The 540-nt window shown below is 53.1% G+C and carries 3 protein-coding genes; all 3 read right to left on the bottom strand.

Annotated features, from left to right (window positions below; all coding sequences use genetic code 11):
* Positions 1 to 112, bottom strand: a 112-nt coding sequence (locus HMPREF1627_RS10900) for a daptide-type RiPP (protein ID WP_420705304.1), incomplete at its 3' end; no start/stop codon positions are given.
* A gap of 51 nt (positions 113 to 163) precedes the next feature.
* A complete protein-coding gene (locus tag HMPREF1627_RS10840; protein WP_267958464.1) occupies positions 164 to 298 on the bottom strand; it encodes a daptide-type RiPP in 135 nt (44 codons plus the stop codon).
* Positions 299 to 315: 17 nt separating this feature from the next.
* On the bottom strand, positions 316 to 540 hold a 225-nt coding region (locus HMPREF1627_RS10675), incomplete at its 5' end, for a hypothetical protein (RefSeq protein WP_420705303.1).

Below are 540 nucleotides of genomic sequence, written 5' to 3' on the forward strand. Positions count from 1 at the left end.
CTACTGCAGCTAGGCCAAGGCCGATTCCAACGCCTACCCCTGCGGCCCATTCGCCAAAGCCTGGGGCTTCAAGGTCTTCGAGCTCGACTACGGCCAGATCTAGATTCTTCATATTGTCACCTCCTCTGTATCTTGCCTTAGTGCAAAGTCGACCGTGGATCTATCACGTAACGGCAACGCCGGCGCCGATGCCTACCAGGGCTACACCGGTACCAACACCAGCGAAGAAGTGGCCCCAATCCCATGGGGTCTCGAGATCTTCGAGCTCCTCAATGGCAAAATCTAGTTTCTGCGACATCTCACACGCACCTCCTTTCAATTACTTGACTGCATTGGGCAACTTAAGAAACCTGTAACAAGACCTAACGTGATCGTGTCTATTACCACGCATCCAAGTGGTGAAAACCCGGCTTGGAACAGTGCCGAGCCTGGCTCATTTAGCTCAAGTCCCTCATATGAGCGCAAGCGGCGTGCAGGTTGCTTGGTAGGAAAACCTTCGACCTTGATGTTTGGTGACAACGCCTGAACCGGCATATCACT

The organism is Actinomyces sp. S6-Spd3 (assembly GCF_000758755.1).
GTDB lineage: Bacteria > Actinomycetota > Actinomycetes > Actinomycetales > Actinomycetaceae > Pauljensenia.

Coding starts and splice junctions, on each gene's coding strand:
- HMPREF1627_RS10840 (WP_267958464.1), bottom strand. CDS start 298: ATGTCGCAGAAACTAGATTTTGCCATTGAGGAGCTCGAAGATCTCGAG.